This window comes from Stenotrophomonas sp. YJH_SMC_27, assembly GCF_059369815.1.
Genome location: NZ_JCAFTA010000007.1, coordinates 156,288 through 179,043 on the forward strand (window position 1 = coordinate 156,288; position 22,756 = coordinate 179,043).

The window sequence follows — 22,756 nt, forward strand, 5'->3', positions numbered from 1 at the left end:
TTGCGTTACAGGTCGAACTTGATGCCCTGGGCCAGCGGCAGCGAATCCGAATAGTTGATGGTGTTGGTCTGGCGGCGCATGTAGACCTTCCACGCATCCGAACCGGACTCGCGGCCACCGCCGGTGTCCTTCTCGCCACCGAAGGCACCGCCGATCTCCGCACCGGACGTGCCGATGTTGATGTTGGCGATGCCGCAGTCGCTGCCGGCCGCCGACAGGAACTTCTCGGCGGTCTTCAGGTTCTGGGTGAAGATCGAGGACGACAGGCCCTGCGGCACGCCGTTCTGCATGTCGATGGCTTCGTCGAGGGTGTCGTACGGCATCACGTACAGGATCGGCGCGAAGGTCTCGTGCTGGACCACGGCGTCGCTGTTCTTCAGACCGGAGACGATGGCGGGCAGTACGAAGTTACCCGGTCGATCGATGCGGGTGCCGCCGGTTTCGATGGTGCCGCCGGCGGCCTTGGCCTGGGCGATGGCATCGAGGAACTGCTGTACGGCGCCTTCGCTGTTCAGCGGGCCCATCAGGTTGGCGGCATCGGTCGGGTCGCCGATCTTGCCTTCCACCTGCTTGTAGGCCTTGACCAGGGTGGCCAGCACGTCGGGGTAGATCGAGCGGTGCACGATCAGGCGGCGGGTGGTGGTGCAGCGCTGGCCGGCGGTGCCGACGGCGCCGAACACGATGCCCGGCACGGCCAGCTTCAGGTCGGCGGTTTCGTCCAGGATGATGGCGTTGTTGCCGCCCAGCTCCAGCAGGCAGCGGCCCAGGCGGCGCGCGACCTTTTCGTTGACGGTGCGGCCAACCTGGGTCGAGCCGGTGAAGCTGATCAGCGGCACGCGACGGTCATCGACCATCTTCTCCGACAGCGCGGTGCCGGCATCGTTGATCAGGAAGAAGATGTCCGGGAACCCGGCTTCGCGCAGGGCGTCGTTGCAGATCTTCAGCGAGGCGATAGCGGTCAGCGGCGTCTTGTTGGACGGCTTCCAGATGCACACGTCGCCACAGATGGCGGCCAGGAACGAGTTCCAGCTCCACACCGCCACCGGGAAGTTGAAGGCCGAGATGATGCCGACCAGGCCCAGCGGGTGGTACTGCTCATACATGCGGTGGCCGGGGCGCTCGGAATGCATGGTGTAGCCGTACAGCATGCGGCTCTGGCCCACGGCGAAATCGGCGATGTCGATCATCTCCTGCACTTCGCCGTCGCCTTCCGGCTTGCTCTTGCCCATTTCCAGGGCGACCAGCGAACCCAGCGCATCCTTGTGCCTGCGCAGCGCTTCGCCGCACAGGCGCACGGCCTCACCGCGGCGCGGGGCAGGCGTGGTGCGCCAGACCTTGAAGGCTTCCTGCGCGCGGGCGACGACGGTCTCGTACTCGGCCTCGGTGGTCGCGCGGACCTGTGCGATCGGCTCGCCGGTGGTCGGGTTGACCGGGGTGATCAGCTCACCACTGGTCGCGCTCGACCACTCCCCGTTGCCCAGGTACGTGCCAGCGTTGATCGCGTCCAGGCCAAGGGACTTGAGCAGCTCGGAAGACATGCAGACTCCTGTGTTTCGTTACGTTGTTTGGCGCCATCGCGGGCAGGTGGGGGACGCGATGAACAGAACCGCCGATGGTAGCAGAGGGTGGTGGTTGGGCTTTGGTGCGGTGCGGGGTGGCCCCCCGGCGCCAGCGGACCGACATGAGGCGCGCAATCGCGTTCCTTTATTGACGCGAAATGACGCATGTTGATTCAAATTGACACAGTTGGGATTTTCATTTTTTTCAATGGCTTAGGTTCAACTGATGACGCCTTTCCAGGTCTGTGTCTTAACGGAATTCCTATCTTTTGGTCAAAATTTCATCCACAATTCCTCCACATTTGATTGAAACAACCTCGATGATTCCGTGCTGGCTGGGGAGTCCATGCACGTGGGCACTGGTTCCGCGCCCCCTCGAGCCGAGATATGGAGAAGTGCATTGCTACATGGATCAGTAGAAGACCTTCCCGCAGAGCGGGCCCGGGCGGGCCGCCGCCGTGTTGAAGCGCGCGCTGCCCTGGAGTTGGGGTTGCGCTTGGGCGACATGTTGTTGCTGCCGGGAATGGCAGTGCTTTCTCACTTTCTTTTGTACGGAACAGGTGCGCCGGATTCTTCCCAGCGAATCGTATTTGGTGCGGTGGTTCTCAGCGCTGTCGTTTGCTTCTCGGTCGCGCCGTTGTATCGGAACTGGCGGATGCGAGGGCTTCTCGCTGATCTCTGGCTGCTGCTGTTGGCGTGGTCTGCCACTTTTGCGCTGTTCTCGCTCTACGTCGTCCTGGTCGGGCTTGCCGATGTGGTGCCGTCGACGTGGCTGATTGGCTGGTATGCCTTTGGCCTGGGATCGATGGCGGCGCTGCGTGTGCTGCTGAGGGTGCAGTTGCATCGGCTGCGCTCGCGTGGGATGGACCGCGAACGGGTCCTGCTGGTCGGACTTCGCGCCCCGGCCCTGAAACTGCACCGCCTGCTGCGTGGCAAGCCGGAGCTGGGCAAGGAAGTCATTGGCTACTTCGCCGGTGCAGGCGATATCGCCACCCGCCGTGGCGGTGATGCGCCGCGCCGACTGGGCTTGCTGGCTGAGGTCCCGCAGTACATGGATCAGCACCGCGGAGAATTCGATCAGGTCTGGGTGTCGATGCCGATGGGGGATGCCGCCGCGGTCAGGGACATGCTCAAGCAGATCGAGCGATTTCCGGTGCCTGTGCGTCTGATCCCTGATACCACGGGCCTGGGGGCGCTCAACCCCGGTCTGCACCAAGTGGGTGATGTGCCGATGATCGGTGTGCGGCAGGGCTTGGCAGACCACCGGTTTCGCCTGTTCAAGCGGATCGAGGACATCCTCGTGGCTGGTGTCGCGGTGGTCCTGCTGGCGCCGTTGTTTGTCGTGCTCGCCATTGGCGTGAAGCTGAGTTCGCCCGGGCCAGTGCTGTTCCGCCAGAAGCGTCACGGGCTGGGTGGCAAGGAGTTCTGGATGCTCAAGTTCCGCTCCATGCGCGTGCATGCAGAGGGAGAGGGGCAGATTACCCAGGCTAGGCGCGGTGATCCGCGAGTCACCCGGTTCGGCGCCTTCCTGCGCCGCAGCAGCCTGGACGAACTGCCGCAGTTCTTCAACGTGCTGGGTGGAAACATGTCGGTGGTCGGGCCGCGCCCGCACGCGATCCAGCACAACAACCACTACGAGCGCGTGATCGAGCGCTACATGCATCGTCACTACGTCAAGCCTGGGATTACCGGCTGGGCGCAGGTGCACGGCCTGCGTGGCGAGACGCCGGAGCTGCGCTCGATGAAGAAACGCGTGCAGTACGACATCGATTACATCCGGCGCTGGAGCCCGACGCTTGACGTGCGGATCATTGTGCTGACCGCGCTGAAGGTGCTGGGGCAGAAATCGGCGTATTAGTGCAAGGTTTGCGCCGGGATGCGTCGGTAGGCTCGTGTGGATGCATCTGGGTGGCAGCAGCGCGCTGCATTTCTCGTGTATTGAAGAACTGATGGAAACCGTTGTCCGTGTTCAAGAATATTCTGGTTGTGTGTGTCGGCAACATCTGCCGTAGCCCGTCGGCGGAAGTGATGCTGCGTGAGGCTGTGAGCGGCAAGGGCATCACAGTGTCCTCGGCCGGCCTGGGGGCCCTGGTTAACCACGGTGTGGATGCTACCGCGCAAGCACTGTTGACCGAGCATGGCCTGGATGGCAGCAGCCATCGTGCGCGGCAGATCGACCGGAGCATCCTTGCAGCTTCGGATCTGGTACTGGTGATGGAGCGCAAGCATGTCCATCGCATCATCGAAATCGCGCCGGAGGCGTCGGGCAAGACCTTCCTGCTGGGCAAGTGGCAGTCCGATCGCGAGATTCCCGATCCTTATCGCCAGCAACGTGCTGCATTCGAGCACGTTTACACTCTGATGGATGAGGGGGTGAAGAGCTGGGTGCGTTACCTCTGATTGCACAAGCCCTTGGAAATTGCGCTGCGGATGAAAGGCCGGGGGCTGTCAGGCGCCCGGCCTTTCTCATTCCCCGACGTTACGCAGATTGTCATAGAAGAAGCGTTCATCGCGGTCACCCGTCATGCCGTACAGGCCATACTTGCGGCCGAGCATGGCGCCGCCATCGCGGATCAGCGGGTTCCAATTGAAGGCCGCACGGCCGCGCGTGGAGCGTGGCAGGAATCCATCGAGCGGAATACTGAAGTAGATGCCCTTGTCGAAGCTGCCTTCGCCGAAATCGCGTGCCGATACGTTGGTCTTGGTTGCATAAGCGCCCATGGTTACGCCGTTGTCGAACACGCGGGCCAGGTCCAGAGTGGCACCCTTGTCGCCGGCTAGGTACTGGCCCACCGACAGCGAGCCGATGATGCGTTCACGGGCGTCGAAGGCATAGTAGAGCGTGGCGTGGCCGGTGGTGACCCTATAGTCGCGGAGGCCCCAGTGCTGATCGTAGTCGCGCTGCTGCACCCGGTTGAGATTCGCGCCAACCGCCCAGCGCTCGCCGCTTGGGCGATACAGCAGTTCGCCGCCGACGCCGGCATACATCCACTCCAGGTAGCCTGCGTAGGCGATGCCATACAGGTCCGGTGCCAGCCGTCCGGCGATGTTGGCCTGCAGATTGGGCAGCATGATGTCGGAGGTGGTCAGGTACTGGCGGATGTCCGTCCGCACGCGTGGCAGGCGGCTTGGGGCGTTGTACTTGAACTTGTGGTAGTTGTTGGTGACATCAGCACTGACGGTGCCGGTCAGCCAGATGTTGTCGCGCAGGAACAGGCTGCCCGAGTAATTGGCTGCGATCTGGTACAGGATGAAGCCATCAGGGCCGCCAAGATTCTGCCGGTAGCCGATGTTGAAGCCGCCGCCGAATGGGTTGCGCTTGGGCGTGTACAGCGTTTCGCGCGCGAGCGCGTCGGGCGCCTGCAGTTCCGTGCTCCGCCGCAGTACGTCTTCGCTGACGGTGCCATCTAGGTATCCCGCGAACGCTTCGCGGTTGATTGACAGATCGGCGATCGGCATGCCCACGCGGGTGGTGCGCAGGGTGAACCAGTCGTAGTCATCGCCGGTCGCGTTGGCAAGAATGCGCGTCGCGCGTCCAAGGCCCTTGGCAGGATGCAGGTAGCGGGTCTGGTAACCGTCGACATAGAGTTCGTCGCCGCGGCGCGAAATGCGTTCGACACGGAACCCGGCATTGCGCTGCAGTTCGGTGCTGATTGCTGCCCAGTCGGTACTGGTGCCAGGAGCGGCGCCAGAAGCGTCGCTGCTGGCGACTGATGCGCGCTGATCGGCGGCGGTTGTCGCAGGCAACAGCCGCTGCGGTGGCGGGTCGAACGGCTTCGGCGCAGCTGGCGCGTTGCCGGGATTGCCACGCAGGGTGAGCGAGAACATCGCCGCGTCGCCGCGCTCCCAGGCTGCAGTCAGTTCGACATTGCGGTTCGGCACATAGACCAGCCCCACGTTGAATGGCGTGCGCTGGCGGAGGTTGTTGTTTCGCGGTTCACGCCGGTAGTCGTTGCCGTCGTATTCCACTTTGAGCAGCAGCTCATCCATCGGCGTCTGGTAGGTGATGCCGCCGAAGATACCGACCGGCCCCTTGAACATGTTGCTCAGGCCGAACTTTCCGGACTGCGTGATGTCGCTGTTGGCAATGGAGCGCCGGTCTTTGAAACGATCATCGATGGCGCCCAGTGGGTTCGAGAAATCGCCGCGATTGCCGATGTACCCGGTGGCAAGTCCGATCGAGGCATCGATCGGGCCGAAATTCTTGTTAGCAACCAGGTATTCGCTGGAGAAGAATCCGGTGCCGCCCAGATCGCGCACACCAAAGGCAAGCTGTGGGAGCAGGCGTGATTCCTGCCACAGGCGCAGTTTGAAGTCGATCGACTTGTCCTTGTAATGCTGATCGCCGGCAATGCTAGGCCCGTACAGCAAATTGTTGACGTTGATGTAGCGGAATGAGGCCTCCAGCCACGGGAATGGCTGAAGTGTCAGGTTGTAGCGAGCGTAGGGGGCGTTGTACGACGCAGTGAAGCTCAGGTCTCCGTCGCTTGCCATGCGCGCGGTAGGTGTCTGCAGAAGACCGATCCCACCCCATTCGTTGGCAGTGGGAGGCGGTGCCTCCTGGGCATGCAGTGCGCAGGACAGCGACAACGCAAGCGCGCTCAGTGCAAAACGGGCGGGGCGCACTGGGTGCGCGCGCAGGCAGGACTGGATCATCACGGGTTGACGGGCTGGGTGGCGATGAACGCGGCGAAATCGCTGTTGAACAGCGGGTCGATGCGCTTGATCAGGGAGGCGCGCACGGGCACGAAAACCGTACCCCCGGGCGCGACAGCCTGGGAATCTGCGCGGTTCCACAGGCCGATGCCCAACTGCTGGATTCGCCCGTCGGGCTGGATCACGTAGATGTCGTTGCGGTCGGCAAGGGGGCTGGGATGACAGTCACGCAGATAGTCACGTGCATCGCGATGCGGACCGTGTGGCAGCTCGCACTCCTGCTCCACTGCGCCCATGACAGTGACGGTGCGTGGCCGTAGCGGAAACCGCAGCCTGTCACCTGTGGCTAGCACCGGGTTGTTCGCAGGCTGGACCTGGATCAGTCGCGCGGGCCCGGATATGGGCGTCCGGCCGGTGGCCGGATGTGTCTCCAGCCAGGTCTGCAATGCCTGTGCGAGCGTCACGACCTGTGCGTCGGCAGACTCTGCCAGCTGCCCGGCGCCATACTGCAGCCCCGCGCGCAGCCGCACCTGGGCCGGCAGGGCCTGCGGGCGTTCGAGACTTGCCCCCAGCAGGTAGGCGTCGGCCTTGGGACGGGCCAGCAGCAGGCCGTCGGCCAGACGGGCGCCGGTACGCAGCTCGTACTGCCCTGCTGCTTCAACGGCACCTTCGATATGTACCTGCGCGGCTTGGACGCCAGTGGCAGCGAACAGCGCGGCAAGCACTACCAGGTTGATAAATCTGAACGTCATGGCTCAGTCCTTGGCCGGGCGATAGGGTTTGAGCTGGGTCAGCTCAGCAACACGACCGGGCGCCAGATGCTGGCGGCTCTTCCAGATGAAGCCTGTGGCCGGATCGGCCCAGTAGACATTGCGGCCACTCATGCCACCGCCTTGCAGCTGCTCGTCGAACCGCCGCAGGGTCCGGCGCGAACCCAGTATCTCCACCTGCTCCAGTTCGCCCCTGCTCAGGATCCCGGTCACGGCTACGTCGACCTGGTAGGCGGGAACCCAGTCATACCGGCGCTGCACCGCAACGGGCGTGGTCACTGTACGCAGGTCATCGAACGGCGAGGGTCCATCGATACGCGCGTGCCATTGCTGCCCGAGGCCGCTGCCACCCAGCAGCAGGCCGTGGGCGTCCATTTCGAACACCGCATGTGAACCCGCGAACCACTGCTGGCGGCCTCCATCGACGTAGCCCAGAACAGCCACTGCGGTGAGGTCGGGAGTTTCCACCTGCATCTGCGGGAAGCGGTTGCTGGCCACGCCTTCTGCGGTCGCTTGTGCCGGGCGATGGGTGATCAGCCGGAAGGTATCCAGTGTGGAGCGGCTGCCGGTGGTGCACCCGGAGAACAGCAGGGCGGCGACGGCGACCAGCAACAGCGCGCCATGGGCGCGATGGTGGCAGGCCGCATCCATGCGAGCCATGTCAGTTGTCCTTGATTTCGGTTCCGGTACGCGCCGCGTTGTACAGGATATTGGTGAAGGGCAGCAGCTGATTCACGAAGCGGTTCCAACGGCTGACGCCGGCTGCGCCGACAAATACGACGTCGCCCGGCTGCAGATGGAACTGACTGCCGGCGGCAAAAGCGGTCGGAGAGCGCGCCTCCAGCTGATAGACCATCGAGGGCTCCTGTTGCAGGTCCGTGCTGCCGCGGATGACATACACGGCATTGCCGTTTGCGGTCTGTTGAAGCAGGCCGCGAGCACGGCCGAGTGCCTGGTTCAGCGAGACATCACCGGTTCGGAAGCTGTAGGCGCCGGGCTGATTCACTTCGCCCACCACGAAGATCTCTTTGCGATCAAGGTAGGGCACGAAGATGGAGTCGCCATCCTTGAGGAGTAATTGGCGGCCGCCAAACTCGCGAGCCAGGGTTTCCAGGTTGATCGTGTAAGTGATGCCTTCCCGGCTGAGCTGGATGCCCGACAAGTCGGCCTGCTGGTTGTCCAGTCCGGATTGGCTGATAGCATCTGCCAGCGTCAGCGGCGAGGTGCCCAGAGCAATCGGCGAGGATCGCTGGGCAGCGCCTGTTACCCAGACCCGCTGGCTGCCATAGGTGAGGACGGATACGTCCACCTGGGGCGATTCCACGTACTTGGCCAAGCGGGTGCTGATTTCCTCACGGAGCTGCATCGGCGTCTTTCCCGAGGCTGTGACCTTGCCGATGTATGGGTAGAACATCGTGCCGTCACTCTGCACAAGGCGCCCTGCCAGAGCACCCTGCTGCTGGGGACCGGCTGGCACGGTCAATTCGGGGTGATCCCATACGGTGACATAGAGAATGTCGCCGGCCCCGACCGTGTACGGTGCCGGCTGGTAATCGAACAACGCAGCTGGCAGTGAATTCTGCGTCCGCGCGGCGTTTTCCTGGGCGATCAGCTTCGGCGTGATGCTGACGATTTCCAGCTGACCATCGCCGCTCTTGCGGTCGACGGCAACGTCGCTGCGGCGCAGGTGCTGTCCCGGCGCAAGCGCACAGCTGGACAGTGCCAGTGCGGTCAACGCAGCGGCAAGGAGGCGAGGGGTGATGTTATTCATGGGGATGAGAGTCTGGCAGGCATAAAAAACCCCCGCCGGGCCGCGCCCGGCGAGGGCCTGAGTGGTACGCAGTGCGCTGATCAGCCGCCGGTGCCGCCTGTACCACCGGTGCCGCCCGTACCGCCCGTACCGCCGGTGCCACCCGTACCAGGGCCGCCCGGACCCGGGCCGCCCGGATCAGTGCCGCCGCCGCCGTCATTGCTGCCGCTGGTGCTGTCGCCGCCGATGCTGTACGCAACGGCCGCGGCGGCCACGCCGATTACGGTGGTGCCCACGACAGCAGCGGTCGAGACGCCTGCAGCCTCCGCTCCGGCAACTTCCGCCGCAGTGGCCTCCGTACCGGCCGTAGCCTGCGCTTCCTGCGCGAAACTCATCATCGGGGAGGCGGACAGGGCCGCCAGTGCCACAACTGCGATCGTCTTCTTGAACATGGGAGGCCTGCTCCGTCAGGGAAAATTCCTTTCACATGTTCTTCGGATGAATCCTTGCTGTCAAGGTTTGTGATTGCTATCGCCATGATGGCCGCTGACTGGGACCGAATGGCCGCGTAGGCCGTGGCGCTCGAACGCTTGCGCGCGGCCGGACAGTGTCTTCGCCGCGGCCTTCACGAGGTCATGGGTGTGCAAGTCTGCAAGCAGTATCGGGGAGGTCACGGCGGCGGCAATGGCCAGCAGCGCGGCGCGGCCACGCACGACCAGCGTGTTGCCCAGAGTATGTCCGCCACGCAGCACCCATGCTGACGCGGCCAGGCCGAGGCTGAGTCCCATGACGATTTCGGATGGGGAGTGGGCTCGCAATGGCAGTCGAGAGTAGCCGATCGCGAGCGCTAGGCCTGCGCCCACGACGGCCCAGGCCCGCAGCTGTAGGCTGCGTCCGCTGGCCAGCAGCCAGAAGGTCACGGGATAGAGGGTGCTGGACATGGCGGCGTGCCCGGAGACGCCGGTGAAATCCAGATGCTTCAAGCCGAAACCCCAACCCATGAAGGCAATCTTGCTCGCTAGCGTGGTTGCGGCAACTACAATCATTGCCGCTGCCCAGCGCCATAGCAGGTGTCGGTGAGAAGGCGGCAGAAACAAGGCGAGTACAGCGGCAAACGGAAACAAGGCGCGGCTGTCGCCGAGTGCAGACAGGCTCTGCCAGAAGGTCATCATGCGGCGACGGCAAGTGCAGCGGGGAGATGCGCACAGATTACTGACGGTGGGCGTACTGCAGAACGCCCGGCGCTTGGTCCATTCAGCCAGACGAGGTATCCTTCTCCGCTGCCAATGGCCCCGTAGCTCAGCTGGATAGAGCGTCCCCCTCCTAAGGGGAAGGTCGCCCGTTCGAATCGGGCCGGGGTCACCATAAATCAATAGCTTACGGCGCCGATGTGGTGAAGTGTCTGGCATAATTCGCCGCACTTTGGCGTTGTTTTGGCACAGTTGGCACACCCCTCAACGGACTAAGGGATCCTTCAAAGTGCGCAACATTGCGGCCTATGTCCCCACCGAAGAAGGATTGCTTTATCACTACTGTTCGGCCGAGACGCTCCTTGCGGTACTCAAGTCGAGTTCACTTCGGCTGGGTGACGTAAGTGAGATGAACGACTCCATGGAGCGCCACTGGGGGCACGAAGCGCTGGCACAGGAGTTGGAGTGGCAGAGGAAGGAGGCGCCGGAGGAGTTCATGGACTTCATGGACGCCGCTGTATTGCGTTCCATGAACAGTTCGATCTGCTTAGCATCCTGCTTTTCGACGCAAAGCGATGTACTGAGCCAGTGGCGCGCGTATGCTGAGAACGGTGCTGGTTTCGCAATTGGCCTTGACCCGTTCGTTTTGCAGGCAATGCCAGTGACCTTGCTTGAGGTTTGCTATGACCGACAGGCCCAGGCCGAACGAATAGCGGATGGCGTGGCCTATCTCCGCGAACTGCATCAGCTGATTGGGCGGCCTGAGCCGGCTCTGGAAGAGTCGTTGACCGAAGAGCAGCTTCAAGATGACGGGAGCGGCTGGGAGCCCCTTCTGCGTGCGCAGATCGATCGCTTTTCGTTAGCTGTTCGCTTCCTCACCTATGATTTGGTGGCTTTCAAGAATCCGGCTTTTTCAGAAGAGTCAGAAGTCCGGCTGGTTCACTATGCGCTGCTGAATGAGCAGCAGGGCGTTGAGCTGGTCCCTGTAAAGAGTCCAAGCAGGTGGCCAGGCGGGCGTGAGCCCAAGCTGGATTTCAGGATGCGAGGATCGGTTCCGATCTGCTATTTGGATGTTCCGATCTCTCAGAACGCGATTAAGCAGGTCGTCATTGGTCCTAGAGCAATTGTCGAGGAGGACGCGTTGACACGTCTTCTCGCTACTCTTGGATACAAGGGTGTGGAACTTAGTCGATCTGTAGCGTCGTATCGGTAGCTTCAGAATTTTAGTTTTGACACGGCGCCTTCATCTCCTTCCGGTGTGAGGTGTGCATAGTATTTTTCGGTGGTTGCATAGTCTGCGTGGCCAGCGAGAATCTGGATCCTCCTCAATGGAACGCCCGCAATCACCATATGTGCGCAGAATGTGTGGCGAAGCCGGTGCAAATGCCCGCCAACGCCGGCCAGGTCCGAGTCTTTCTTGAACCAGTCCGAGACGGTGTCCTTGTGCACCGTGACTAGGGGATCTGGAAGGTGGCGCAACGCCCACTTCGCATAGCGGTTAAGGGGAACCTCGCGCCACTTTCCTGACTTCGTCCTTCCTTCGCCGTTCTCGTCCGGCTCGCTCTCCACCAGAAGGCGACCAGCTACAACAGAACTCTTTTCCAGGCCGATGATCTCGCCCCGTCGCAATCCGGTGTGGGCCATAAAGAGCCACAGCGGCGCCCGCCCAGGGTTTGCCCGATACAGCCGGCGCATCGCTGCCCGGTCATAGAACTTGACGGCCACGCTCCGCACGCCGCGAGGCGCCTTCACTGAGGCGAGCGGGTTCACGTCTAGCTCTTTCCATTCGACGCCGCGGTTGAACGCCGCCTTCAGCCGTCGAATCTCCTTCCCCACAGTTTCCTTTGCCGCCTTGTCGTCCAGCAACCTGGCGCGCTTGTACTGCTCCACCTCGACCGCTCGGATGCTGTCGATCGGCCGGTGGCCGAAGCGCTCGATGAAGCGCTTCACCTCGCTCCTGGCCTTCGAAATTGTGGTCGGGTGCTCTGCTTCGTACCAGTCTAGATACCACTCCAGGTAGTCACGGACCTTGGGCAGACGCGCCAGGATCCGGACACCATGAGTCAGTTCTGCTTCTTTCGCGGCACGTATTCTCTCCGCCTCACGGGCGTCAGGTTGCCCAATGGACCGGCGAAAGCGCTCGCCGCCTTCCGCCCAGTCGAGGTAGGCCTTGCTGCCGCGCCAGTAGAGTCGAACCTTTGCCATTCCTCTGCACCTTCGATCGCGGCATAGAGCGCCGCCTTTTCGTACAACTGCTTTCCCATGAAGCGGCGGGGCGTAAGCCCGTAGCACATGGCGTTCTTCCTGAACTGGCTATTGGAGACGCCGCAGTAGTGGGCGGCTTCGTCAACGGTCAGCCAATCCTTCCCTGACAGGTCGAGCCTTTCAGCGGCGCCCATTGGCGCCTCCCGCAGCCTTCCTCCTAGCCGGCGCCTGCTCGGCGAGGCTGAGGTTGAACTGCACGACGTTGTCAGGGGCGGCCGTCGGAGACATTGCCCGCGCGCTGCGCGCCGGGCGGTTGAGCCGGCGCCATGCAGCAATGGCCGCATCGGGGGCGGCATGCTTGCTGGTCGACCTGCAGGCGCACTCGACCAGGTGGCCGCCGCCGGCGGAGGCGCAGCGCTTGTCGTGGATGTGTCGCGCGCGGTGCCCGGCTGCGCAGTTCGGCAACCCTTCCGGGTGGCTGATATGTTCCTGGGTCATGGCTTGTTGCACTCCTCGATGTGGGATTCGAGCTTTTCGATCAAGAAGGTGGCTTCGGTGGCCCTGCGGCGGCGTTCGTGCGTGCTGATCGGCATGGGCCCGGCGTCGCGGATCCACTTCAGCGGCTCAAGGAGCCAGCTCGCCTCTACCGGGAGCCGGGTGCGCGGGTCGACTTTCTGGATCAGCGGCTCACAATCCGGCCCGGCCCAATCCTCGCTGTCGCCGCAGCGGACGCACACGCGCCCCCGGAATTCATGCAGCTTCTCCGGTTGGATCACGCGCGGGGTTTCGAATAGGGCGCGGACCACGAGCCCACGCTGGTGGGCGGCGTAGACGTGCCCAGCGTCGGCTTGGACCCAACAACCCGGTCCCACGTCCTTCTTGTTGCGATACTCCCAGCGCACGGGCTGCGCGGAGTAGAGCGCGGTCATCAGGGTGTCGGCCCACGCGCGGACCTGGTTTGCGGCGACGGCGCCGCCGGTGGGATCGACACGCCGCATGGCAGCGACGACCGCAGCGACAGGCGACGACGCTTTGGTGGCCTCGACAACGGTGGCCGGGGAAACGGGAAGAGCTGCGATCATGCCGTTGCCTCGTGTGCTGTGTGGATCTGCTTTCCGATCCACTGGATTACGGGAATGGCGAAGCTGTTGCCGAGCATCCGGTAGCGCGGCCCATCCGCCATCGGCTTGCCCTGAGCGTTCGGGACCAGAGTCCAGTCGTCCGGTGCCCCCTGCAGCCGTTCGCACTCACGAGGGGTAAGGCGGCGCACCTGGTTGGGAGTCAGCAACGCAGGTGCCGGGCTGTTGGCATCGAGACAAGTTGTCCGTTCCTTGAACAACTTCCCTGCGTTGTTGCTGGCCGTGTTGTGGAGTTTTGTCGTGTATGCGACTGCGGCGTGACCACCGCCATGCTGGGCACGCAATGTGCCGGGTACGTCGCCGATCGAGAATGAGGTGTCGCCCGCCGCTTTGCAGTCGAATGCGATGGCGGGCGCATGTGCACCAGCGAGCAGCGGATGGCACGGATCCCCAGGCTTGGGATTGGACACGTTGGCTTTGCTGGTCACCTGAGTGGTGTCGAAGGCCACTGGAACCAATGGTGTGCCGCGCCCAGTCCCATCCTCGCTGGCGTCGAATCCCTCAGCGCGGAGGGTGTGCGCCACAGCCGGAATGAGAAGGCCGGCGTGGGCATCTTGTTGGGTTGCGCTGCCTGCAGCCTTGGGGCTGGCACTTAGAGTCCCGGCGACTAGGCCGCCTTGGCACTCAAAGTCCGTCCCGAGTCCGCCGCCGCCTTGAGTGCGCGCGCTAAGGGTGCCGGTAACGCTTTCCCTCGTGTCGCGGCTCGGCGCAGAATCCCCGCGCAGGCCGTCGCGCTCAAGAAGTACCGGGGGTCTATCGGACCAGTTTCCAGTATCGAGGACAGCGAACACGCGACGGCGCCGCTGCGCCACTCCGAACCACTGCGCGTCAAGCACGGACCATTCGACCAGGCCGTTGTCACCCAGCGCAGCGCCTTCGGATCCCCAGCCACCTGTGGGGACAGGCAGTTCGGTTCCTGCCATTGAACCAACCACGACAGTAAAGTCTCGGCCCTGGTTGCTGCTGAATGCGCTTGGGACGTTCTCCCAGACGAGCCAGCGAGTGCCGCAAAAATGTCGAGCTGCATTGAAGATCCTGAGCTGGTGATGGAACAGGCTGGAGCGTGCGCCAGCGAGGCCCGCGCGGCGCCCCGCGACGGACAAGTCCTGGCAAGGGCTGCCACCGATCAGCACGTCAAACGTGCCCAGGGCCGCGATCTGCTCCTCAGTGATCTCGGTGACGCTTCCGAGGTTGGGTACATGGGGCAAGCGGTAGCGCAGTAGTGCGCAGGCAGCTGGCTCGATCTCGGACACACCCACGCACGTCCAACCCAGCGGCGCCCACGCGAGGTGGGCCGCTTCCATGCCGGAGAAGAGAGACAAGTACCTCACGCGGCATCTCCTACGACTTGACTATTGCTTAAGCGCCTGTCCACAGCGAACATCCCGCAACAAACTAGCTCGGAAGCATCGAAATGGATTTTTCTTTCTGCCCGCTGTCTGCTGATTGGGGGTCTGTAGCCGATTACGTGAACGGTGCTGTTGCACTTGGTGTCGGCATCGCCGTCTATCGCTTGGGAACAAAGACAAAAGAGACGAGCGACCAGGTTGCCGCGTTTGAGGGTGCTGCGCGGAATCGCGAGGAGGCGGGACATAGAAGGGAAGGCCAAGGTCTGCTTCTCTTCATCTATCCGGACGTGGTGTTGGCGGAACGGGCCCTCACTGACATAAGGAATAGACTTTCTGGTCCAATCTTCCAGGCGGTTTACAAAGGAGACCAGGCCTTCCGGACACGAATCGCTGCATCTGCCAACGAGATACAAGTGGATCTTCTCGCGGAGGTAATTCATCGCGTTCATGTCCTTGAAGACGAGCCTGCTGGGAACGCTCTGATTCTGCTTGGCGGCCTCCGTGGGCTGAGGTTCACTACCCATGCTGCGGCTCTCGCGCAAACGGGGGATCTCCGACTCGCTAGCTATTTGCATACGATCGAGGAAACTCTGGATAAGCTCATAGCTGCTGCCAAGTTGCTGCAAGCTCGGGGACACGGTGTAATGGATGACCTTGGTGTTGCCTGACCTCACGAGCTGACATGCGGTCGCGGTGCCTGTCTTCATGTTTTTGGCTCCTCGCATAGATCGAAGCGCATGCAGTGCATTGCCAGTTGTTGCCAGCGCTCTGCCTCGCGGGTGTAGTAGGCGGCGCGATCCTGGCGCTCCCTTTCGGTGAACTGCCTGTCGTGCAGCGCGTGGTCGGCGGCCTCGCGGTTGGCCTTGGCCATGCGGACCGGGTCGTCCTTGAAGATGTCGAGCTGGTTACGCACGCTGGACTCCTGGAATGGGTTGCCGGCGAGTGGAAGTCCGGCCGGCGCGGAGCCCGGTTACCCGGGCGGGCGGTTGCTCAGTGGGTGTCGTCGGCAGGCATGGCCGCGCGCTGCCGCGCATCGCGGCGCCGCTGCAGTTCGGCCTTGAGGGCTGGCCAGCTGGTCTGGAGGTCCTCCCAGCCGCGCCAGGCGAAGAACACGGTGCCGATGGCAAACGCCAGGGCGGCGGAATCGACGGCGTTTCGCAGTGCCCACACGAGCAGGGCGAGCAGCAGGCCGACGGCGACGGCGCAGAAGAAGGGCAGGGCCAGGTGGCGCATCACTCGGCCTCGCACAGGAAGCCCGGACTGGCTTCTTCCAGCCACGTCCGCATGGTTGTCATCTCGCCGGTCGGCTGCTCGTCTTCCCCGAACTCAGGGATCGAGCGATCGAGCTCTGCGGCGGACACCTCGCGGGGGTAGCCTTCACCACAGACATCGCCCACGTCTTCCTCATACAGACGGGCGGCCTCTTCCGGCGTCGCGGCGGCGTAGATCGTCGGCATATCGTCGACGTAGAAGGCTTTCAGCTGGGTCACGGGGATTGCTCCTGGCGGGGTGATGGGCGGGATGCCCACGGCCATGGCGGCGAAGAAGTCGTGGTCGGTCACGCGGCTGCTCCTTCGGCGATGTGGCTGTATACCCATGCACGCATGCGCGTCCATCGCTGCTCTGGCGTTTCGTTGTCCCAGCGCCACTCGCCGTCGTTCTCGTGAACGATCTCCGCTGCCATTGCTTCGGCGATGCCGAAGGCTTTGCTCACTGCCTCGCGGTCGTCGGGGTCCAAGCCGGTCATATCCAAGCCTCGCTTGGCACCGATCACCCCCAGCGCGCAGTGGCAGCCGGAGCTGTCCTGAAGCTGTTCGGCGATGAGGCGCTTCTCTGGCATCGCGTCGAGCGCATCTCGAAGCTCGACCAGGAATTTCTGGCCGCGCTTGCCGCGCAAGGCGGAAGAAACCGCGCCGCGCCAGCAGATCAGTGGCCAGGTGTCGCAGTCGTCGCTGTATCCGCTACGGCTCATGCAGCACCTACCTGCGCGCGCGCTGCGCGGCGAACGGCTGCAACGGCACCTGCAGCGCTCTGGCCGTGCCGCAGGACGGCATTGGCGGCGATGCTGGAGGCGATGACGACTTGGTAGGGGAGGAGGCCCCAGCGGCGCCCGGCGCGGGCGACGATGCCAGCGGCGGCTGCGGCGCGCTGGGCGTTGGAGTGGTGGGCGAGGGCGGCGCTCATGCGGCGGCGTCCTGGCATTCGCCGCGCAGCTGATGCGCGGCGTGTTGGATCTCTACCGAGAGGTGGTCGGCCTCTTCCAGTTCAATGTAAAGGCTGGCAGCGCCGACCTTGATGGCGACCATGCCTACTGCGGGCATAGCGACTACGGTAGGTGGCGCCTTGCTGACGCCGAGGGACAGGGTTGCCATTGCGTGATCTCCTGCGCCCGCCCCGGGATGGGGCGCTGTTGAGTGGCGGAGATAAGATCACACAATGTGATTGTCGACGCAACACGTAACGTGATGCTTGATCGTGCAAATTCTGAACGCGTCTGATCTTGTTCAGAATTTGGCGGTCGGACTAGTCAAACGTGTGCCGGATCAAGCCAGCATCTTCAAAAGAAACATCGTCCCTTATGCATTCCCGAGCGCGGTCGAGCGCGCGGTGCAGTTCGATCAGATCCTCGTCGCCGAGGTCATCAATAGAGGCGTGCCCAAGGGTTGCCTGGTCGATGATCAGTTGGACCCCAAAGGGGCGATATGTCTTGGCAAGGCTGCGGATCATCCGGAGATGACTCTCTCGCGCGACCGCATCGAAGTGCGTCGACCTCTTGCCCACAACCGCGCGGAGCGCGGGCTTCCTATCAGGCGCGGCGCTTATCCGTTCGACCAGCTTGTGCAGCAGCGCGTCCGTTTTGCTCATTTCTTACAGCTCCCCTTTGTGAATCGCGCTTTTCGCGCCATGCAGCAAAATCCACCAGGTTGCGCTGATCTGCGGGGCGCTCATCCGACAGGATCCACTCGTACACGTCGGCAAAGAGATCTGCCTCGGACTCGATGTCGAAAGCTTTTCCAAGCGTACCGAACGCCTTGTCCAGGAACCGGTGGGTTTCGGCAAGGATTGCAGGATCCGGTCGCGGGGACTGAGACGCCGGGGTTTCCCCAAAAAGGGACGCGATGCTGACCCCAAGCGCGGCAGCTAACAGGGGCACTTCCGAAACCTTGGGCTCGCGCGCGCTGGCGGCCGACGACTCGTAGTTGGCAATACGACTCTGCCCCGACCAGCCGCACGCGAGTGCCAAGGCTTCTTGGGTCATGCCAGCCTTGAGCCGGGCGGCGCGGAGGTTGTCGGAGAAGGCCATACCGGGATTCTTCACGGTATGTGATAAGTCGCTAACACGAAATGTGTTGCGCGAAGGATCACGATATGTGATTCTCCACAAATGGACGCACTCGACAGAGCCGTGAAAGCCGCCGGCGGGGTCACATCCCTTGCCTCCCATCTTGGTGTTCGCCAGAGCGCTGTCAGCAATTGGCGCTCGCGGGGGCGCGTGCCCCCAGCCATGGCGATCCCCATCGAATCGGTCACGGGCGTTTCGCGCCATGACCTCTGTCCGGAAATCTTCGGCCCCATCGCCGGACTCGCCCCCGTTACCAAACGGGATCTTCTGGCCAAGCTCGGTCTGTCCAACGACGCACATCTCGCTGTCGTTTTGGCGCTTCCCGTGGAACGTGTCGCCGCTTGGGAACTCGATGCCGCTGTGCCTGCCTTCCCAAGCGTTCTCGCTGTCCTCGGCACGGAAATTGTCGCGCCTTCGTCCTGCGTCGAAGCGGACCCCGACGTGGGGCGCATTGCCCCGGTCGACACCGCCTGAAAGGCCTTCCCTGGCCGTCGTCCCTGACTTGTTGATCTCCATGGCGCCAATCGTGCGCCACCCGGGCCCAACCCGAAACCTTGAAACACAGCCTTCCCCAAGGTGACCCATGACCTGCCGCACATCCGCTCTCAACTGGCTCGACGTTCTCTACAACTCCGTGCGCAAGACGTCGGGTGGTGTCGTGGACGCGGCCGCTTTCCTGGCCGACCGCCGTGGCAAGTCCATGCACCCGGAGACGCTGCGCGCGAAGCTGCGCGGGCTGGAGGGTGAGTCTGTGACGATGGAAATTGCCGAACTGCTGACCGAGTGGATGCAGGAGAAGGCCGGCGGCAGCGATTACGCCCTGGACTGGATGCAGGCGCTGGCGGGGCAGTTCGGCATGGCGGTGGCCACCGTTCCGCCACCGCCGGAGGGCGGCTGGTCGGACGAGATCGGCGCCATCCAGACGAAGCTGCTGGAGATCACCACGCGGGTGGGCCGGCTGTCGGGTACGGCAGTGGAAGCCATCGCCGACCGCCACATCGACAGCGACGAAGCGAAGCTGATGGTGGAAGAGGCCAACTCGCTGATCACGATGGCGCACCGGCTGATCCGTAACGTGTCGCGCGCTGCAGCGAAGGGGAGGGCGCGTCGATGAACCATCCAGCCCGCTCCACTGATCCGCAGTCCAGCCACATCGCCGCCGTCGACCTCGCTGCCAGCGGCGCGCTGCGCGTCCAGCACGCCAAGGCTGAGGCTGCGGTAATCCGCCATCCAGGCCACAGCAGTCTGCACCTGTCGACGCTGACTGGCCTTGACCGCCACATGCTGGGCCGTCGACTGCCCGAGTTGGCCCGAGAGGGGCGCATTTGGCGCGGCCCATGCGCGCCGTGCGCAACCACCGGCAAGCCCGCATGCACCTGGTGGCCGGTGGCGCCGGGCGAAAACATGACGCTGGGGCTCTGACATGTCGACCATCATCATGTCGCAGTGCTGGCCGCTGCAGGGCCTGAGCGTCACGCAGAAGGCTGTGCTTATCTCGTTGGCTGATCAGGCGAACGACGACGGCGTGTGCTGGCCGGCGGTGGGCACCATCGCCGCGCGCTGCTGCATGTCGGCGCGCGCTGTGCGCACGGCAATGGATCATCTGGAGGCCGTGGGCCTGCTGACCCGTGACCGCCGTTTCAACAGCAGCACGGTCTACAAGGTCACCCCGGCCAACTTCGACAAGGCCGCTGCGCCGTCGAAGGCTGGCCGCAAGTCTGGAAAAGCAGGTACTGCACCGGGCGCAGGGGCTGCGCCCCATGCAGGGGGTGCGCCCGCTGCAGGAGGGTATGCGCCCCATGCAGGGGGGGATGCACCGGGCGCAGGTCTAGGGGTGCGCCCCGTGCCGCCTAACCGTCATATAACCCTCAATGAACCGTCAGGAGAACCGTCATTTCCGGCGGGCCTGCCGGCCGCGCCGCTGGCGGTGGTTTCCGAGACCGATCTGCAGGCTGCGTGCCGTGCCACCTGGGCGGCGTACGCCACCGCTTACCGCACCCGCCACGGTGTGGCGCCTGTCCGCAACGCAAAGGTGAACAGCAACGTCCGGCAGATCGTGCAGCGGCTCGGCCACGGCGAGGCCCCGCTGGTGGCCGCGTGGTTCCTGACCGTCAATGAGCGCTATGTGGTGCAGAACATGCACGACCTGGGCGCCCTGCTGACGAAGTGCGAGGCATACCGCACGCAGTGGGCCACCGGCCGCCAGATGACGCAGGCCAGCGCCCAGCAGCAGGACCAGACGCAGGCCAACGCCTCGGCCGCTGACGACGCCAAGGCGCTGCTGCGCCGCATGAAGGAAAACGCCAATGCTCAGTGATGCCGATCAAGACAGGCTCGTCGAAATGCTGGTGGCCACGGCTGAGGTGATGGGCGAGCAGATCCGCCCCGCCGCTGCGGCCTACATGGTCGCCGACCTGGCGACCTATCCGCTGCCGGTGCTGGCCAACGCGCTGACCGCCTGCCGCCGTGAGGTAAAAGGCAAGCTCAGCCTGGCTGCGATCATGGAGCGCATCGACGACGGACACCCGGCCCCGAACGAAGCATGGGCCGTGGCGATCCGCGCCGCCGACGAGACGGTGACGCTGGTGTGGAGCGAGCAGACCCGCGATGCATGGACTGCGGCGCTGCCGCTGGTGGAGGCTGGCGACAAGATCGCAGGCCGGGCTGCCTTCCTGGAGGTCTACACCCGATTGGTGAAGGAGGCGCGCGCTGTAGGTGGCTGTGCCGTCTACCAGCCGTCGCTGGGCCACGATGCTGGTGCTCGCGACGCCGCGCTTCGGCAGGCCGTCAACGCCGGACGCTTGGCCCATGAACAGGTCGCTGAGTACCTGTCGCTGCCGCCGGCCACGCCTGCGTTCAACCCGCTGGCACTGCTGGCGGGCCGAGTGGAGGCGAGCCCGGAGGCGAACGCGCGCACTCGGCAGCGGCTGGCCGAGATCGCCCAGCTGTTCGGTTCCACCCAGGACGCCGTGGCATGAGGCAGGACCACGTCGAACTGGAAGTGCGCCCGGCATCCGAGCCGGTGGCCGAGGCGGGCTGGTATCTGGCCTATGGGTACGGGATCAAGCCGCTGGTGCTGTACGCCACCCGTGGCACGCGCGTGTGGCGCGATGGCATGCGCCAGATCCCGATTACCCGCTATGCCGGCCCGATCCCGGAGCTGCGCTGATGTGGTGGTCGCTTTCGCTTGGCCCACCTCCTACTCAGGAGGAAAGGGCCCGGATGGAGCTGGCAAAGACGGGCCCTTGCATGGCCTGCCTGGCGTTGCAGATGCAGGAGCTGCTGGAGCCGGAGCTGGTGGTCTACGGCTGCGACTACAACCACGCCAAGAGCGGAAACCTGCGGCGCGGTCACATGTTTGGCTACGCGCTCTGCAAGTGGCACCACATGCGGCATCCGATGGAGGGGAACACCTTCGCGACGATGCGCCAGATCTACGGCCCGAGCCTGATGGATGGCTCGCGGACCTTCCACGAGACGTACGGCTCCGACGACGAGCTGATTGCAAACCAGACCTACATCAACGAACTGAGGGCGGCAGCATGAAGAAAGCGAAGGCCATGGCGCCGAGGATTAATCCCCAGCGTGTGCCACGCGAGCGGCGGATGGACCACAACACGGTGTCGCGGCCCAAGCGGGCCAGGGGGCGTGTGGTTGCCGATGGCCCGGCCGAGACGGTGGAGCAATTCGAGGCACGCGGCGGGCAGGTGCAGCGCCTGACGGCCAGCTGGGAGCGGGCAGCATGATCGGCAGTGCAGCGAAGGAGTTTCTGTCGGCCTTGGGACACCCCCTTGCGGCCCGGATCGTTGATTGGAGGCCCATCGCGGAGGCGCCGCAGGACGGCACGCGGCTGATGCTGTGGGACTCGGAGAGCAAGCGGCCGGTTTTCGGTAGCTGGCGGGGTGACAACCCCAAGATCACGCACTTTGCGGCCGAGCCGGCTGGCCCGGAGGTGCCTTCTTGACGGGCCACAACCGGACAGAGAAAGAGGCCCTCAAAAGGCCCGCACTGAATGACCACGATGCGCGATCGCGCGCTGCACGAGCAAACCACCAAGGGGAAGGCGCATGGGAGTGAACGAGGCACGCGAGCTGCTGGCAAGCCGCATGGGGCCGAAAACGCAGAGGTTTGACGCGTGCGGCGGCGGTGGACGCCCCGAGCTGACGACGCAGGACATTGCCGCCGCCATGGCGTACGTACAGGACGGGCTTGGCCGGGAGCTGATGGAGGCGCTGTGGTGGCCAGAGAGCGCTTCTCGCCGCCGCGAGCATCTGCGCAAAGCGGTAATCGGGCTGGTGGCCCCGGAGTTCATCCGGCAGATGCACGGTCTCGCTACCGCACGAACTGAGTTCGGCATCGCCAAGGCATGCATGGGGTGGGGTGGCGGCCAGGTGACGGATGCGCAGCGGCGCGAACTACTGAGGGCCGAGAGCGCGCTGGATGAGGCGCGCGCTGCGGCCTGGCCGAACAACACCATGGAGCAGCTTGGGGTGCTCGCCGGCGCAGTGATTGCGGAAATGGCCAGCTGCGGCTGCTGCAAGTCTTGCGAGGGCACGCGGGTTCAGGCCGCGCCGACGGGGAGTGGTGTCATTGAATGCGAGGCATGCGGCGGCATGGGGTTGGAGCAGCTCAGCGGGCGCAAGCGCGGGGGGGCGATCGGCGCTGACGATGCGGCGTATCGACGGTTCTGGCGCCCGGTATACGAGTGGATGCTTGAGCGCATGCGCAGTGCGGAGCATGTTGCTGCCGAGCAGTTCTCCCGCGCGCTGAATCGCGCTGCGTAGTGAGGACTTGC

Annotated in this window: 33 protein-coding genes and 1 tRNA gene; 14 read left to right on the forward strand and 20 right to left on the reverse strand. The window is 64.0% G+C overall.

The genetic code is table 11. The features are described from left to right. Positions 1-5 precede the first annotated feature (5 nt). Positions 6-1,538 carry an L-piperidine-6-carboxylate dehydrogenase gene (amaB, locus tag AC5P7R_RS12285; protein WP_478436449.1) on the reverse strand — a complete coding sequence of 511 codons (1,533 nt, stop codon included), beginning with the start codon at positions 1,536-1,538 and terminating at the stop codon, positions 6-8. Positions 1,539-2,064: 526 nt separating this feature from the next. Between amaB and AC5P7R_RS12290 the strand changes: the two genes are divergently transcribed. Next, the gene (locus AC5P7R_RS12290) at positions 2,065-3,417 is read left to right on the forward strand and encodes an undecaprenyl-phosphate glucose phosphotransferase (protein ID WP_227844668.1); all 1,353 of its coding nucleotides are present in this window, start codon (positions 2,065-2,067) and stop codon (positions 3,415-3,417) included. A 107-nt stretch (positions 3,418-3,524) separates the two neighbouring features. Beyond that, the gene (locus tag AC5P7R_RS12295; RefSeq protein WP_058982710.1) at positions 3,525-3,959 is read left to right on the forward strand and encodes a low molecular weight protein-tyrosine-phosphatase; all 435 of its coding nucleotides are present in this window, start codon (positions 3,525-3,527) and stop codon (positions 3,957-3,959) included. 66 nt (positions 3,960-4,025) lie between these two features. On the opposite strand, the gene AC5P7R_RS12300 is transcribed toward AC5P7R_RS12295, so the two are convergent. The 6 genes from AC5P7R_RS12300 to AC5P7R_RS12325 all read right to left on the reverse strand — a co-directional run bounded on the left by AC5P7R_RS12300 (position 4,026) and on the right by AC5P7R_RS12325 (position 9,907). After that, a complete protein-coding gene (locus AC5P7R_RS12300) occupies positions 4,026-6,215 on the reverse strand; it encodes a YjbH domain-containing protein (protein WP_134731492.1) in 2,190 nt (729 codons plus the stop codon). Then, positions 6,215-6,967, reverse strand: coding sequence for a capsule biosynthesis GfcC family protein (locus tag AC5P7R_RS12305; RefSeq protein ID WP_134731435.1), 753 nt, complete (start codon positions 6,965-6,967; stop codon positions 6,215-6,217). The genes AC5P7R_RS12300 and AC5P7R_RS12305 overlap by 1 nt, the downstream gene beginning before the upstream one ends. 3 nt (positions 6,968-6,970) lie before the next feature. Beyond that, positions 6,971-7,645, reverse strand: coding sequence for a YjbF family lipoprotein (locus tag AC5P7R_RS12310; protein WP_227844622.1), 675 nt, complete (start codon positions 7,643-7,645; stop codon positions 6,971-6,973). A 1-nt stretch (position 7,646) separates the two neighbouring features. Further along, on the reverse strand, positions 7,647-8,756 hold the full coding sequence (locus AC5P7R_RS12315; RefSeq protein WP_058982655.1) for a polysaccharide biosynthesis/export family protein: 1,110 nt from the start codon (positions 8,754-8,756) through the stop codon (positions 7,647-7,649). An 80-nt stretch (positions 8,757-8,836) separates the two neighbouring features. Next, positions 8,837-9,187, reverse strand: coding sequence for a hypothetical protein (locus AC5P7R_RS12320; protein WP_167649925.1), 351 nt, complete (start codon positions 9,185-9,187; stop codon positions 8,837-8,839). A gap of 60 nt (positions 9,188-9,247) precedes the next feature. Then, positions 9,248-9,907 carry a phosphatase PAP2 family protein gene (locus AC5P7R_RS12325; protein WP_111103719.1) on the reverse strand — a complete coding sequence of 220 codons (660 nt, stop codon included), beginning with the start codon at positions 9,905-9,907 and terminating at the stop codon, positions 9,248-9,250. Positions 9,908-10,023: 116 nt separating this feature from the next. Here AC5P7R_RS12325 and AC5P7R_RS12330 point away from each other — a divergent pair. Beyond that, positions 10,024-10,100, forward strand: a tRNA-Arg gene (locus AC5P7R_RS12330). 114 nt (positions 10,101-10,214) lie between these two features. Then, positions 10,215-11,138: a DUF2971 domain-containing protein gene (locus AC5P7R_RS12335; protein WP_495213902.1), complete on the forward strand. Its 924-nt coding sequence runs from the start codon at positions 10,215-10,217 to the stop codon at positions 11,136-11,138. Between the two features lie 2 nt (positions 11,139-11,140). Here the strand turns inward: AC5P7R_RS12335 and AC5P7R_RS12340 are convergent, their stop codons facing one another. From AC5P7R_RS12340 to AC5P7R_RS12400, 13 genes are all read right to left on the reverse strand, one after another. Beyond that, the gene (locus AC5P7R_RS12340; RefSeq protein ID WP_495213903.1) at positions 11,141-12,130 is read right to left on the reverse strand and encodes a tyrosine-type recombinase/integrase; all 990 of its coding nucleotides are present in this window, start codon (positions 12,128-12,130) and stop codon (positions 11,141-11,143) included. 180 nt (positions 12,131-12,310) lie between these two features. Further along, on the reverse strand, positions 12,311-12,628 hold the full coding sequence (locus AC5P7R_RS12345) for a hypothetical protein (RefSeq protein WP_495213904.1): 318 nt from the start codon (positions 12,626-12,628) through the stop codon (positions 12,311-12,313). Continuing rightward, the gene (locus AC5P7R_RS12350; RefSeq protein ID WP_495213905.1) at positions 12,625-13,212 is read right to left on the reverse strand and encodes a hypothetical protein; all 588 of its coding nucleotides are present in this window, start codon (positions 13,210-13,212) and stop codon (positions 12,625-12,627) included. The genes AC5P7R_RS12345 and AC5P7R_RS12350 overlap by 4 nt, the downstream gene beginning before the upstream one ends. Further along, the gene (locus AC5P7R_RS12355) at positions 13,209-14,600 is read right to left on the reverse strand and encodes a DNA cytosine methyltransferase (protein ID WP_495213906.1); all 1,392 of its coding nucleotides are present in this window, start codon (positions 14,598-14,600) and stop codon (positions 13,209-13,211) included. Before AC5P7R_RS12355 ends, AC5P7R_RS12350 begins: the two co-directional genes overlap by 4 nt. Further along, complete coding sequence (locus AC5P7R_RS12360) at positions 14,597-15,325, reverse strand: hypothetical protein (RefSeq protein ID WP_495213907.1); 729 nt, start codon at positions 15,323-15,325, stop codon at positions 14,597-14,599. Before AC5P7R_RS12360 ends, AC5P7R_RS12355 begins: the two co-directional genes overlap by 4 nt. Continuing rightward, on the reverse strand, positions 15,322-15,531 hold the full coding sequence (locus tag AC5P7R_RS12365) for a hypothetical protein (protein WP_495213908.1): 210 nt from the start codon (positions 15,529-15,531) through the stop codon (positions 15,322-15,324). Before AC5P7R_RS12365 ends, AC5P7R_RS12360 begins: the two co-directional genes overlap by 4 nt. 77 nt (positions 15,532-15,608) lie before the next feature. Further along, positions 15,609-15,851, reverse strand: coding sequence for a hypothetical protein (locus AC5P7R_RS12370; protein WP_495213909.1), 243 nt, complete (start codon positions 15,849-15,851; stop codon positions 15,609-15,611). Next, complete coding sequence (locus AC5P7R_RS12375; RefSeq protein ID WP_236509493.1) at positions 15,851-16,180, reverse strand: hypothetical protein; 330 nt, start codon at positions 16,178-16,180, stop codon at positions 15,851-15,853. Before AC5P7R_RS12375 ends, AC5P7R_RS12370 begins: the two co-directional genes overlap by 1 nt. After that, complete coding sequence (locus AC5P7R_RS12380) at positions 16,177-16,590, reverse strand: hypothetical protein (protein WP_495213910.1); 414 nt, start codon at positions 16,588-16,590, stop codon at positions 16,177-16,179. The genes AC5P7R_RS12375 and AC5P7R_RS12380 overlap by 4 nt, the downstream gene beginning before the upstream one ends. Then, on the reverse strand, positions 16,587-16,802 hold the full coding sequence (locus tag AC5P7R_RS12385; RefSeq protein ID WP_495213911.1) for a hypothetical protein: 216 nt from the start codon (positions 16,800-16,802) through the stop codon (positions 16,587-16,589). The genes AC5P7R_RS12380 and AC5P7R_RS12385 overlap by 4 nt, the downstream gene beginning before the upstream one ends. Beyond that, a complete protein-coding gene (locus tag AC5P7R_RS12390; protein ID WP_495213912.1) occupies positions 16,799-16,990 on the reverse strand; it encodes a hypothetical protein in 192 nt (63 codons plus the stop codon). Before AC5P7R_RS12390 ends, AC5P7R_RS12385 begins: the two co-directional genes overlap by 4 nt. A 151-nt stretch (positions 16,991-17,141) precedes the next feature. Next, positions 17,142-17,483, reverse strand: coding sequence for a hypothetical protein (locus AC5P7R_RS12395; RefSeq protein ID WP_235649313.1), 342 nt, complete (start codon positions 17,481-17,483; stop codon positions 17,142-17,144). Beyond that, the gene (locus AC5P7R_RS12400; RefSeq protein WP_495213913.1) at positions 17,425-18,063 is read right to left on the reverse strand and encodes a helix-turn-helix domain-containing protein; all 639 of its coding nucleotides are present in this window, start codon (positions 18,061-18,063) and stop codon (positions 17,425-17,427) included. The genes AC5P7R_RS12395 and AC5P7R_RS12400 overlap by 59 nt, the downstream gene beginning before the upstream one ends. Here AC5P7R_RS12400 and AC5P7R_RS12405 point away from each other — a divergent pair. The 10 genes from AC5P7R_RS12405 (at position 18,004) to AC5P7R_RS12450 (ending at position 22,745) form a co-directional block, all read left to right on the forward strand. Beyond that, positions 18,004-18,435, forward strand: coding sequence for a YdaS family helix-turn-helix protein (locus AC5P7R_RS12405; RefSeq protein WP_188239725.1), 432 nt, complete (start codon positions 18,004-18,006; stop codon positions 18,433-18,435). The genes AC5P7R_RS12400 and AC5P7R_RS12405 overlap by 60 nt on opposite strands. A gap of 109 nt (positions 18,436-18,544) precedes the next feature. Next, complete coding sequence (locus tag AC5P7R_RS12410; protein WP_495213915.1) at positions 18,545-19,075, forward strand: phage regulatory CII family protein; 531 nt, start codon at positions 18,545-18,547, stop codon at positions 19,073-19,075. Further along, a complete protein-coding gene (locus tag AC5P7R_RS12415) occupies positions 19,072-19,383 on the forward strand; it encodes a winged helix-turn-helix domain-containing protein (protein ID WP_495213916.1) in 312 nt (103 codons plus the stop codon). The genes AC5P7R_RS12410 and AC5P7R_RS12415 overlap by 4 nt, the downstream gene beginning before the upstream one ends. A gap of 1 nt (position 19,384) precedes the next feature. Then, positions 19,385-20,278 carry a helix-turn-helix domain-containing protein gene (locus tag AC5P7R_RS12420; protein WP_495213917.1) on the forward strand — a complete coding sequence of 298 codons (894 nt, stop codon included), beginning with the start codon at positions 19,385-19,387 and terminating at the stop codon, positions 20,276-20,278. Beyond that, complete coding sequence (locus AC5P7R_RS12425) at positions 20,268-20,939, forward strand: hypothetical protein (protein WP_188239728.1); 672 nt, start codon at positions 20,268-20,270, stop codon at positions 20,937-20,939. Before AC5P7R_RS12420 ends, AC5P7R_RS12425 begins: the two co-directional genes overlap by 11 nt. Beyond that, positions 20,936-21,130: a hypothetical protein gene (locus AC5P7R_RS12430; RefSeq protein WP_188239729.1), complete on the forward strand. Its 195-nt coding sequence runs from the start codon at positions 20,936-20,938 to the stop codon at positions 21,128-21,130. The genes AC5P7R_RS12425 and AC5P7R_RS12430 overlap by 4 nt, the downstream gene beginning before the upstream one ends. Further along, positions 21,130-21,507 (forward strand): Ref family recombination enhancement nuclease, encoded by a 378-nt coding sequence (locus tag AC5P7R_RS12435; RefSeq protein ID WP_058982027.1) that lies wholly within the window; start codon positions 21,130-21,132, stop codon positions 21,505-21,507. Before AC5P7R_RS12430 ends, AC5P7R_RS12435 begins: the two co-directional genes overlap by 1 nt. Continuing rightward, on the forward strand, positions 21,504-21,707 hold the full coding sequence (locus AC5P7R_RS12440; RefSeq protein ID WP_188239730.1) for a hypothetical protein: 204 nt from the start codon (positions 21,504-21,506) through the stop codon (positions 21,705-21,707). The genes AC5P7R_RS12435 and AC5P7R_RS12440 overlap by 4 nt, the downstream gene beginning before the upstream one ends. Further along, positions 21,704-21,925 (forward strand): hypothetical protein, encoded by a 222-nt coding sequence (locus AC5P7R_RS12445; RefSeq protein WP_099494848.1) that lies wholly within the window; start codon positions 21,704-21,706, stop codon positions 21,923-21,925. Before AC5P7R_RS12440 ends, AC5P7R_RS12445 begins: the two co-directional genes overlap by 4 nt. A 103-nt stretch (positions 21,926-22,028) precedes the next feature. After that, positions 22,029-22,745 (forward strand): hypothetical protein, encoded by a 717-nt coding sequence (locus AC5P7R_RS12450; protein ID WP_188239731.1) that lies wholly within the window; start codon positions 22,029-22,031, stop codon positions 22,743-22,745. Positions 22,746-22,756: the final 11 nt, after the last annotated feature.

Bases quoted from the DNA above. Each gene is read 5' to 3' on its own strand.
- AC5P7R_RS12345 (WP_495213904.1), bottom strand. From the start codon at position 12,628: ATGACCCAGGAACATATCAGCCACCCGGAAGGGTTGCCGAACTGCGCA.
- AC5P7R_RS12395 (WP_235649313.1), bottom strand. From the start codon at position 17,483: ATGAGCAAAACGGACGCGCTGCTGCACAAGCTGGTCGAACGGATAAGC.
- AC5P7R_RS12415 (WP_495213916.1), top strand. From the start codon at position 19,072: ATGAACCATCCAGCCCGCTCCACTGATCCGCAGTCCAGCCACATCGCC.
- AC5P7R_RS12370 (WP_495213909.1), bottom strand. From the start codon at position 15,851: ATGCGCCACCTGGCCCTGCCCTTCTTCTGCGCCGTCGCCGTCGGCCTG.
- AC5P7R_RS12290 (WP_227844668.1), top strand. From the start codon at position 2,065: ATGTTGTTGCTGCCGGGAATGGCAGTGCTTTCTCACTTTCTTTTGTAC.
- AC5P7R_RS12360 (WP_495213907.1), bottom strand. From the start codon at position 15,325: ATGAAGACAGGCACCGCGACCGCATGTCAGCTCGTGAGGTCAGGCAAC.
- AC5P7R_RS12450 (WP_188239731.1), top strand. From the start codon at position 22,029: ATGGGAGTGAACGAGGCACGCGAGCTGCTGGCAAGCCGCATGGGGCCG.
- AC5P7R_RS12385 (WP_495213911.1), bottom strand. From the start codon at position 16,802: ATGAGCGCCGCCCTCGCCCACCACTCCAACGCCCAGCGCGCCGCAGCC.
- AC5P7R_RS12320 (WP_167649925.1), bottom strand. From the start codon at position 9,187: ATGTTCAAGAAGACGATCGCAGTTGTGGCACTGGCGGCCCTGTCCGCC.
- AC5P7R_RS12310 (WP_227844622.1), bottom strand. From the start codon at position 7,645: ATGGCTCGCATGGATGCGGCCTGCCACCATCGCGCCCATGGCGCGCTG.
- AC5P7R_RS12445 (WP_099494848.1), top strand. From the start codon at position 21,704: ATGATCGGCAGTGCAGCGAAGGAGTTTCTGTCGGCCTTGGGACACCCC.
- AC5P7R_RS12430 (WP_188239729.1), top strand. From the start codon at position 20,936: ATGAGGCAGGACCACGTCGAACTGGAAGTGCGCCCGGCATCCGAGCCG.
- AC5P7R_RS12305 (WP_134731435.1), bottom strand. From the start codon at position 6,967: ATGACGTTCAGATTTATCAACCTGGTAGTGCTTGCCGCGCTGTTCGCT.
- AC5P7R_RS12350 (WP_495213905.1), bottom strand. From the start codon at position 13,212: ATGATCGCAGCTCTTCCCGTTTCCCCGGCCACCGTTGTCGAGGCCACC.
- AC5P7R_RS12340 (WP_495213903.1), bottom strand. From the start codon at position 12,130: ATGGCAAAGGTTCGACTCTACTGGCGCGGCAGCAAGGCCTACCTCGAC.
- amaB (WP_478436449.1), bottom strand. From the start codon at position 1,538: ATGTCTTCCGAGCTGCTCAAGTCCCTTGGCCTGGACGCGATCAACGCT.
- AC5P7R_RS12410 (WP_495213915.1), top strand. From the start codon at position 18,545: ATGACCTGCCGCACATCCGCTCTCAACTGGCTCGACGTTCTCTACAAC.
- AC5P7R_RS12420 (WP_495213917.1), top strand. From the start codon at position 19,385: ATGTCGACCATCATCATGTCGCAGTGCTGGCCGCTGCAGGGCCTGAGC.
- AC5P7R_RS12405 (WP_188239725.1), top strand. From the start codon at position 18,004: ATGGACGCACTCGACAGAGCCGTGAAAGCCGCCGGCGGGGTCACATCC.
- AC5P7R_RS12315 (WP_058982655.1), bottom strand. From the start codon at position 8,756: ATGAATAACATCACCCCTCGCCTCCTTGCCGCTGCGTTGACCGCACTG.
- AC5P7R_RS12435 (WP_058982027.1), top strand. From the start codon at position 21,130: ATGTGGTGGTCGCTTTCGCTTGGCCCACCTCCTACTCAGGAGGAAAGG.
- AC5P7R_RS12325 (WP_111103719.1), bottom strand. From the start codon at position 9,907: ATGATGACCTTCTGGCAGAGCCTGTCTGCACTCGGCGACAGCCGCGCC.
- AC5P7R_RS12300 (WP_134731492.1), bottom strand. From the start codon at position 6,215: ATGATCCAGTCCTGCCTGCGCGCGCACCCAGTGCGCCCCGCCCGTTTT.
- AC5P7R_RS12440 (WP_188239730.1), top strand. From the start codon at position 21,504: ATGAAGAAAGCGAAGGCCATGGCGCCGAGGATTAATCCCCAGCGTGTG.
- AC5P7R_RS12425 (WP_188239728.1), top strand. From the start codon at position 20,268: ATGCTCAGTGATGCCGATCAAGACAGGCTCGTCGAAATGCTGGTGGCC.
- AC5P7R_RS12390 (WP_495213912.1), bottom strand. From the start codon at position 16,990: ATGGCAACCCTGTCCCTCGGCGTCAGCAAGGCGCCACCTACCGTAGTC.
- AC5P7R_RS12380 (WP_495213910.1), bottom strand. From the start codon at position 16,590: ATGAGCCGTAGCGGATACAGCGACGACTGCGACACCTGGCCACTGATC.
- AC5P7R_RS12400 (WP_495213913.1), bottom strand. From the start codon at position 18,063: ATGGGAGGCAAGGGATGTGACCCCGCCGGCGGCTTTCACGGCTCTGTC.